Genomic DNA, 8975 nt, shown 5'->3' with positions numbered 1-8975 from the left:
GAGTAAAGAGTAAAGAGTAAAGAGTAAAGAGTAAAGAGTAAAGAGTAAAGAGTAAAGAGTAAAGAGGGAGTGAAAAAGTCATGCTGCGCATTGACTTGAATTGTGACATGGGCGAAGGCTTCGGCGCATATCGCCTAGGCCGTGATGCGGAGCTGCTCGACTACGTCAGCTCCGCCAACATCGCCTGCGGGTTCCACGCAGGCGACCCTGCAACCATGCGCAGCACAGTTCAGCTGTGCGTGCGCAAAGGCGTTGCGATCGGGGCCCATCCGGGCCTTCCCGATCTGCAGGGCTTCGGCCGGCGCGAGATCGCGATCACGCCGGCAGAGGCTTACGAGCTGACGTTGTATCAGCTCGGAGCGCTGCAGGCAATCGTCCACGCCGAAGGCGGACGCCTGCAGCACGTCAAGCCGCATGGCGCGCTCTACCACATGGCCGCGAAGCGCCATGAGATAGGCGCCGCGATTGCGGCTGCCACGGCCAGCGTCAGCTCCGCGCTGACGCTGTATGGCCCGCCCGGCAGCGAGCTGCTGCGGGCGGGCGCCGCCGCGGGGCTGCGAACCGCGAGCGAGGCTTTCGCGGACCGCAGCTACCAGCGGGACGGCTCTTTGACGCCCCGCGACCAGGCCGGGGCGCTGCTAGATAGCGCCGCCGAGGCTGCGGCGCAGGTGGAGCTGCTCGTCCGCGAAGGCAGGGTACTCTCCCGTGAGGGAGAGTACCTGAGCATGCGCGCGGACACGATCTGCATCCACGGCGATGGGAAGCACGCCGTAGAGTTCGCGCGCGATATCCGCGCGCTGTTAGAGAGAGGCGGCATCGCAGTAATGCCGCTGGGGACCTAGCGAATGCGCTAGGTCTTTGTATCAAGTACTCATCAACCCCACCACCATGCGCGTTAGCTCCAAACGGAATTCTCCCGCCAGTCATCACTAAATTTCTATTAATAGTAATTACGCCCCCTTACCACTCATCCCACTCATTGAGCTAGTTAGCAGGATCATTCTACGGATCCTTACCCCAACGAAGTGCTCTGAAAATAACAGGGCAAACGCCAGCAAATCAGAGTGTATTTCATGCATTTCGGGAAACCTGGATTTTCTGCAGCTAGCTATTAACCAGCTATTTTGCTCTTACCGACCTTTGTTGCGCCTAGCCTTCGCTCGCACTCCCTGCCTAGTGCTCCTTCCGCAATCATCGCTCACACCACACATGGGCTGCACACCGCTGGCGCTCTCTCTGCTCCCCGTCCTTCGCTCGCTGTCTTCACGTGGTTATCCTCACTTACAAGGAAAGAATTCCTATAACTATTCTTTCACTTGAGACCCCATCCGAAATATGAGTTAATAGGTATGTAGCCGGCCAGCTAATTCCTACGGAAAGGAGTGATCAAGGTGATTACAACGCAAACAGAGGTGATCTCTGCGTAAGCAGAGGTCACTGTTCCAAGCGGGGGCCGCTAGGCCCTCGCATAAATTTAACATACGAGTAGACAGCGAGAAGCTTTTTACATATAATGAAAAATGTGAACACGAAGTGAACACAACAATAAACTACGGTGAAGGGAGTGCTTTTTAATGAACACAATGACAATGACAGTAGCGATGAATGTTGCGGCCGCCGCAGAGGTACTCGTCTCCTAACTGAATATCATTCGTGGAATAACCGTTCACCTGAATTGTATAATTGCATATACAACCGACAGGCACGATTATGATCGTGTTTTTTTTATTCCATTTTTGAGAATGGTAGGAGGTTAAGGGGCGATGAAGATACTCTCTGCAAATCAGTCAAAGTTAAGCTTTGCGACAATTTGAGGAGGTTTTCATCCATGAGTTATAAGAACGGGAAAGATGTTCTTCCCCCTAACCTATTAAAACAATTACAAGAATATATCCAAGGCGAGATCGTGTATATCCCTAAGAAAGAGCAGAAACGTGCTGGTTGGGGAGAAAATAACGGCACTCGCATTATCATTGAGCGGAGAAATCGTGAGATTTTCCGTTTATATCAAACGGGCTCGACAGTGTTGGAACTGATCAAGGTGTTTCATTTGTCCGAAGACAGTATCCGCAAAATTATCGTCAAAACACGTGAACTAACAGCCAGTCAGGCATAGAAGCAGCATCCATCGTGATGCTGCTTCTTTTTTGTAGGAAATGTAAGATACCATGTAGAAATCATCCATACAACGGTTATAAATGCTTAGGAGGAGTAGAGAGATGATAGCTGTTTTTGTATATGGCACGTTACTGGTGGGGGAAAGCAATCATCATGTTGTCTCACCGTATCTAATGGAAGTGCAACCTGGTACGATCCATGGACGTTTATATGATGTAGGACCTTACCCTGCGTTAGTGAGAACAGACGATACACATGAGGTTGAGGGGGAATGGATTGAAGTTACCGAAGAGGGACTGGCTGCAATGGACATATTGGAAACCTATTTCGGTCCCCATCATGCAGACAATGAGTACGAGCGAATTTGGGTAAAGGATACCACTTCGGAGAAGGAAGGCTGGGTGTATTGTTATCCGAGCCCGCGTGGACTTCCGGCTATTCAGGGCTCCTCTTGGAAATCTCATCAGCGTAATAACCAGATGTGACTTTATTCGATTCTTTCCGACATTTTCTCAGATATGGTGCTATAATTAGTTCTAATTAATGGACTCGAGGAGAGAGAACATGTCATCTTACAGAATTTTGCTAGCCGATGATGAATTGGCACTTCGTTTTCTGCTGACGGAGACGTTATCGGATGAGGGGTATGTCATAACTGAGGTCGAGGACGGTCAACAAGCGATCGAGCAGTTAGGCAAGGAAGCCTACGATTTAATCATTCTGGATTACATGATGCCGGAACGCACAGGCGTAGAGGTGTGCTCCTGGTTGAGACAGAGCGATAATGTGAATAAGAACTTGCCAGTGATTCTACTGACAGCCAAAGCGCTGGAGAAAGATAAAGAGAAGGCGAAGGCAGCGGGAGTCACGACGTACATTGTTAAGCCTTTCAGTCCTCTTCAATTATTGGACACCGTCGGGCAGCTTTTACAGCGATAGATTGAATTGGGATGCGTTAGGATTTATTTGATTAAGCTTACAAAGGGTGATGGTCATCTATGAGCCATAGAAATATAGCGAGAGTCAAGGATTCAGCTTCTGAATCTGAGCGTGATATACGCATTCTCAAACAAGGAAGAAAGTTGTTTATTCGTGAATATGACAAGCAACTGCAACAGCTGCAGTCCTTGTTGACAGCGGTTCAGGAGAAGCCAATGCTTGAGGATTTGCAACAATGTTATCGGATTGCACACACACTCAAAGGGAGTGCGCCAGTCTTTGGGTATACGAGAATTGGTAAACTGGCAGAAGACATGGTGCGCAAATGGGAATGGACCTTAACCATGGAGAAGCAGGAACCTGAGCTGCTGCTTTCGACGAGCCCAGTATCTGAGAGCATTGGACGAACGGTTGAATTATTGTTTGAATTACAAATGGAGCTGGATATCGGCTTAACGGAAATTCAGATGGATGAGGAAAAGGATCCAGCCTCCGGTTCTCTGCTTCGAACCCTCAGAAGTCGTATTTTACTCGTTGATGATGACGATGCACTTCGTTCTTACTTGACGAGACGCTTGCAACTCGATGATTGTATTGTTGATGAAGCATCTGACGTGGAGTCAGCTCAGAAATTACTGCGTGAGCACACGTACGATCTTGTTACGTTAGATCTGATGATGCACCCTCATTCCGGCTACGAGTTGTTTGACTTTCTCAAAGAAGATCCTACGTTGAAATGGCTGCCGCTGATCGTGTTATCTGGTCGTGATGATCTTAGTGATAAAGTTCGTTGTTTTCATTTAGGGGCGGATGATTATGTGACGAAGCCATTTCAATATGAGGAATTGGCGGCGCGCATTTATGGTTTGCTAAAGCGTACCCGGAATTTTGAACAACTGGCATTTCGCGACCCACTGACAGGTGTGTTTAATCGCCGTTATTTTGATCTGCAAATTGGGTTAGAGTTACAGCGAATTGAGCGTTACCCAGCGCCGATTTCTCTCGTGTTTATCGATATTGACAGTTTCAAAAGCGTCAATGACACGTACGGACACCATGTAGGGGATTTGGTGCTCCAAGGATTAGCTCATCTGATGCAGGTTAATCTGCGCTCGACCGATTTATTGGCTCGTTTTGGCGGCGAAGAGTTCGTCATTGCACTCCCGAATACAACGGTGGATCAAGCTAGGGCGATCATGCAAGACATTTTGGACAAAGTTCATGTGAAGCCCGTAGCACAGAATGAGGGCCAAACGTTCTCCATTACGTTCTCAGCAGGCGTAGCCGAATGGCAGGTAGGGATGACAGTTGCCGAGTGGGTAGCGAAAGCCGACGATGCGATGTATCACGCCAAGCAGCAAGGCAAAAATCGTATTGTTCTGGCTGATTTAGAAGATGAGGGCGCACAATTCACCAAATTAGTTGCTCATGCGAACGCCCAGTTGCAGAAGAAAAAGCTCTTGATCGTTGACGATGATCCGATTCTTAGAGCGATTCTGATATCGCAATTGGAGCACTTGCCGATTGTGATTACGCAAGTCTCGGATGGTATTGCAGCATGGCAGCTATTGCGTGATCAAGCTTTCGATGCTTGTATTCTGGATGGTATCCTGCCTGGACTTGATGGTTTTACGATCTTAGAGAAGATCAAGACGGATGCCCAGGAACACTTCAAGGAACTGAAGGTGCTAATGCTTTCTGGTAAGAGGAAGGAAGCCGATGTGGCGAAGGGTCTCTTAATGGGAGCCGATGATTATATGACGAAGCCATTCTCGCTCGTGGAGTTGGAGAATCGCGTCAAACAGCTGATGAATCTTACCTAGCAAAGGAGGGGCTATGTCCTCTCCTTTTTCGTTTTTTTGCCATAGGAATGTGGTTTCTCTGGTTTCTCATCCTAAGAATTTTGCAATTTCGCCATATGATGGTTGTCTATGGTTCAATTTCCCTTGAAGGAGGTTTGCGACACCTGCACTTTCTGATACAGTAGAATCATAGAGGAAGTAACAGATAAAGGAGCAATAGGAATGTCAGAGAAAGACAATCTGGTACGTTTTGGAATTTCGATGCCGCAATCTCTAATCGATCAATTCGACCGGTTGATTGCCTTACAAGGGTATGATAATCGCTCGGAGGCAATTCGTGATCTGGCGCGCAAAGCGCTTTTGACCTCAAGTTCCATGCAACCAACAGAAATGGTCGCGGGCACAATTGTCATGGTGTACGACCACGATAGCCGCGATTTACCGATCACGCTTATGGATCTTCAGCATGACTTCCATCATGCGATCATCTCAACGATGCATATCCATTTAAACCATCAGCAATGCTTGGAAATACTCGTCGTTCGCGGCGAAGTACAGAAGCTCCGAGAGCTGCAGCAGCGTATACAAGTGTTAAAAGGCGTTGCCTATGCGGAGCTGTCTGTTACGCATGTGGACGAGCATGGTCAAAGTCATGGACACAGCCATCATCATGGGCATCATCATCACGTTCAGGATAAGGCTGAGACGGAGTAGAGGAATTCGTAGTGCGCCAATTTTTTTGCTAAAATAAAGGGTATGGAGGTGCGTTATGTCGGAAAAGAAATGGTTCTCTTTGGAAGAAGCTAATGGGTTATTGCCATTTGTTGATGGGGAATTGAAGAAGATGCAAGCTTTGAAACGTGAATTTGAGGAAAAATATATGGAGTTACGACATAAGAAGAATGAATATGCGTCAATGCCTAGCACGGAAAAGGATCCTTTTTTCGTCATGGAAGCCTCACTTGAATTTCTTCAAATTGAAGCGAGAGGGCTTCTTCAAAGCTTTCAAAAGACGGGCATTGAGCTAAAGGATATCGATATGGGACTTGTTGATTTCCCTGCAGTTAGGAATGGAGAAGAAGTGTTGCTGTGTTGGAAGCAAGGAGAGGATGGAATTCGTTATTATCACGGAGAGCAAGATGGGTTTGCTGGCCGTAGACCACTAACGGATTAGAGGGATACTCATGATGGGATACTTGCAAAAACGAACTAAAATGTGGTTCCTGCGACTGCCGATAGGCATGATTGCCCTGTTAGCGATCATGCTGATGAGTGCTGTCCTTGCGCCTCAAGCTGTCTCTGCGCATGCCTCATTAGTTGAAGCGACACCAGAAGCGGGAGCAAAGCTTGAAATCTCGCCTGCTGTTGTGTCCGTGACGTTCAATGAACAATTAGACAGCGGGCTCTTTTATATTAAGGTTTATGATCACAGCGGGGCTGAGGTAACGAAACGCAAAGCGATAATGAATAAGGATCAGATGGGCATTAAGCTGGATGTACCGAAGTTGGAAGAGGGCGTGTATTTAATTAGTTATCACGTTATCTCAGCGGATGGTCATCCTGTGGGTGGAAGCTATCCGATTACGGTCGGGAATCCGCCTCAGGAGGATTTGCTCGATGTACCATCTGCTCATACGGGACACGATCACAGCGCAGGGCCGCTAACGACGAAGGGGTTGCTGCAATACGCCTCTCGGGGCTTATGGTTTCTGATGCTGTTGGCTTTGACAGGGTGGGCATTCTGGTTACGCTTAGTCAAAACCCAAGGTGAAGAAGCGCAGAAATCGCTCTCTGCCTGGACGCTTAATCTGCAACGCGGACATATTGTTGCCCTATTGCTGCTCATTTTCACACATATTGAGGATCTATTGGGCGGCGGCGGTGTAGATGAAATATGGCAACTGCTAAGCGCGACCAATATCGGGATTTCGTGGGTACTGCTTCTTATATTATCTTTCTTAGGTTTTGTACTGCTGGGTAGGGTTGCATGGTTGGATGTATGTTGGGCTTTGGCTCTTCTGGCAGTCAAAAGCTTCAGCGGCCACGCAGCGTCCTTCTCACCATTATGGGCGACAATTGGGCTTGATTTCATTCATCTAGGTGCCGCGGCTTGTTGGGTTGGTGGATTAATTCTGCTGTATGTGAAATGGCGCCATAACAAGACAGGGCTTGGCAGTTATATGCAGAAGTTTTCCAAATTCGCACTGATTTCGATCCTTGTTTTAACCGTTTCAGGGATCCTCTCTGTTCTGCTTTTCTTGCCGAATTTGCGGTATTTAACGTACACAACTTGGGGTATACTCTTGCTAGTAAAAGTGGGCGTGGTGGTGCTTGTCGCCGTGCTGGGGTTCGTAATTCGACTCTTCCTTCGCAAAAAGCAAGTCAATCAATCGATCGTTTGGGTTAAGCTAGACCTATCGCTAATGGTCATCATAGTGGTACTTGTCGGACTGCTTACATACATGGCACCTATTCCTTCTAATGCGCCGCTTCAGTGGCACCAGATGGGAGAGAAAGTCCATGTTTCGGTTGATATTACGCCCAAAATTCCAGGTAATAACAACTTTGTCGCCAAAGTATGGCTGCCTGAAAAGTCAGGTCAACCTAAACAGGTTCTCTTGATTTTGCATAATAAAGATGATGAGCAGATAGCGCCGATTTCGATTCCGCTAACGATGTATACAGATAATAAGGAAGAGGAGTCTTACGGTTTTGCTAAATATAGTTACAAATCGGAAGGGCCTTACCTTCCGTTTATAGGCAATTGGGAACTAGAAATGCGCGTCATGGATACGGAAGACAATGAGACGGTGTATACTAAGGACTTCATTGTGTATTAAACCTGAAAAGGGAAGATTGCATGGTTACCTGTGAGGAGGCTAAACATGGCTTGGGTTCAAATTTTAGATAAAGACCATCTTTCGGTTAAGTTTGATAATAAAGATGATTCCGCTCTTCTTGAAATCAATGACGGCGGTATTTCACCGAACTATGTGACGATTCGATTGAATGAGCAAGAAGTGGATGAATTGATCGAAGCCCTCCAACGTATCAAACAATCAATGCAATAAACGTATACGCATAAGAAAGAACCTTCCACGAGACTTATCGAAAGTCAGAGGGGAAGGTTCTTTTTGTGCGCATGGAGGCAGTTGTGCTAGAACATGCTCCAGTCGAATTCCTGTGACAGAATGCCGAGAAGATGTACACCAGCCGTGCTGTTGCCTTTACGGTTTAACGCGGGGCCAACGATGCCGATGCCATACTGTCCCGGCACCATCGTCAGAATGCTGCCGGATACGCCGCTCTTCGCAGGTAACCCGACATTCAAGGCAAATTCGCCAGAGGCGTTGTACATCCCGCAGGTAAACATGAAGGTCTTGGCGATTTGTACGAAGCGCCGCGGAATAAGGCGTTGTTTGCGAATCGGATCTACGCCATTATGAGCGAGTACAAGAGCCATTCTGGCTAGATCCGTGCAATCCACCTCGATGGAGCAGTGGCTGAAGTACACCCGAAGGACATCGTCAACTTCCTGGTCCAAGACACCGTTATCCTTGAGGAAATAGGCTAAAGAACGATTGCGATGAGCGGTATCCGACTCGGATTTGAATACGTTCTGATTCACGGAAAGCGAAGGATTGTTCGCAATATCCCTGAAGAAATGCAGGATCCGTTCAATCTGTTCATCTGGACTTTGCCCAGCAATTAAAGAAGAAATGGCAATCGCTCCAGCATTGATTAGTGGATTGAAAGGAATGCCTGGCTCGATCAGCTCGAGCTTCAGCATCGAGTTGAAGTCATCCCCCGTCGGCTCCATCCCAACTTTGGAGAAGACAACGTCTTCGCCATTATCCATAAGTGCAAGAATGAGAGAAAAAACCTTCGAAATACTTTGCAAAGTGAAGCGAAAATTAGAATCACCGGATAGGATGGTTTGTCCTTCGCTATCCATCAGGCATATACCGAGAATATCTCCTGAAGCGTTAGCTAGCTCTGGGATATAGGAAGCGACATGACCTTCCAACGTATGTGTTTTACTAACAGCAACCCATTCGTCGATGTGCGTGTGAAGTGTCTTCCAAGTTTCATCGTGGGGTTGGAGAGGCATGCCAA

The 8975-nt window shown here is 47.6% G+C and carries 10 protein-coding genes; 9 read left to right on the top strand and 1 reads right to left on the bottom strand.

What is annotated here, in order from left to right; all coding sequences use genetic code 11:
* Positions 1–80: 80 nt before the first annotated feature.
* From A8708_RS18800 to A8708_RS18760, 9 genes are all read left to right on the top strand, one after another.
* Positions 81–842 carry a LamB/YcsF family protein gene (locus tag A8708_RS18800; RefSeq protein ID WP_068666200.1) on the top strand — a complete coding sequence of 254 codons (762 nt, stop codon included), beginning with the start codon at positions 81–83 and terminating at the stop codon, positions 840–842.
* A gap of 986 nt (positions 843–1828) precedes the next feature.
* Positions 1829–2116, top strand: coding sequence for a CD3324 family protein (locus A8708_RS18795; protein ID WP_065858955.1), 288 nt, complete (start codon positions 1829–1831; stop codon positions 2114–2116).
* Between the two features lie 103 nt (positions 2117–2219).
* Positions 2220–2603 carry a gamma-glutamylcyclotransferase family protein gene (locus tag A8708_RS18790; RefSeq protein ID WP_068666198.1) on the top strand — a complete coding sequence of 128 codons (384 nt, stop codon included), beginning with the start codon at positions 2220–2222 and terminating at the stop codon, positions 2601–2603.
* 79 nt (positions 2604–2682) lie between these two features.
* On the top strand, positions 2683–3057 hold the full coding sequence (locus A8708_RS18785; protein WP_068666196.1) for a response regulator: 375 nt from the start codon (positions 2683–2685) through the stop codon (positions 3055–3057).
* Between the two features lie 59 nt (positions 3058–3116).
* Complete coding sequence (locus A8708_RS18780; RefSeq protein WP_068666194.1) at positions 3117–4880, top strand: GGDEF domain-containing response regulator; 1764 nt, start codon at positions 3117–3119, stop codon at positions 4878–4880.
* A 201-nt stretch (positions 4881–5081) separates the two neighbouring features.
* Positions 5082–5573 carry a nickel-responsive transcriptional regulator NikR gene (gene nikR, locus A8708_RS18775; protein ID WP_068666192.1) on the top strand — a complete coding sequence of 164 codons (492 nt, stop codon included), beginning with the start codon at positions 5082–5084 and terminating at the stop codon, positions 5571–5573.
* A gap of 55 nt (positions 5574–5628) precedes the next feature.
* Positions 5629–6033, top strand: a complete 405-nt coding sequence (locus A8708_RS18770) for a DUF2203 domain-containing protein (RefSeq protein WP_068666190.1) — start codon at positions 5629–5631, stop codon at positions 6031–6033.
* 13 nt (positions 6034–6046) lie between these two features.
* Positions 6047–7699 (top strand): copper resistance CopC/CopD family protein, encoded by a 1653-nt coding sequence (locus A8708_RS18765; protein ID WP_204787592.1) that lies wholly within the window; start codon positions 6047–6049, stop codon positions 7697–7699.
* Between the two features lie 45 nt (positions 7700–7744).
* On the top strand, positions 7745–7930 hold the full coding sequence (locus A8708_RS18760; RefSeq protein WP_068666188.1) for a hypothetical protein: 186 nt from the start codon (positions 7745–7747) through the stop codon (positions 7928–7930).
* A gap of 86 nt (positions 7931–8016) precedes the next feature.
* Here A8708_RS18760 and glsA read toward each other — a convergent pair whose 3' ends face one another.
* A complete protein-coding gene (gene glsA / locus A8708_RS18755; protein WP_068666186.1) occupies positions 8017–8970 on the bottom strand; it encodes a glutaminase A in 954 nt (317 codons plus the stop codon).
* Between the last annotated feature and the right edge of the window lie 5 nt (positions 8971–8975).

The sequence above is a fragment of the Paenibacillus oryzisoli genome, from assembly GCF_001653565.1.
Classification (GTDB): domain Bacteria; phylum Bacillota; class Bacilli; order Paenibacillales; family NBRC-103111; genus Paenibacillus_E; species Paenibacillus_E oryzisoli.
Note: the sequence above shows the minus strand (reverse complement) of the source record. Positions and strands in the feature narration are given on the sequence as shown.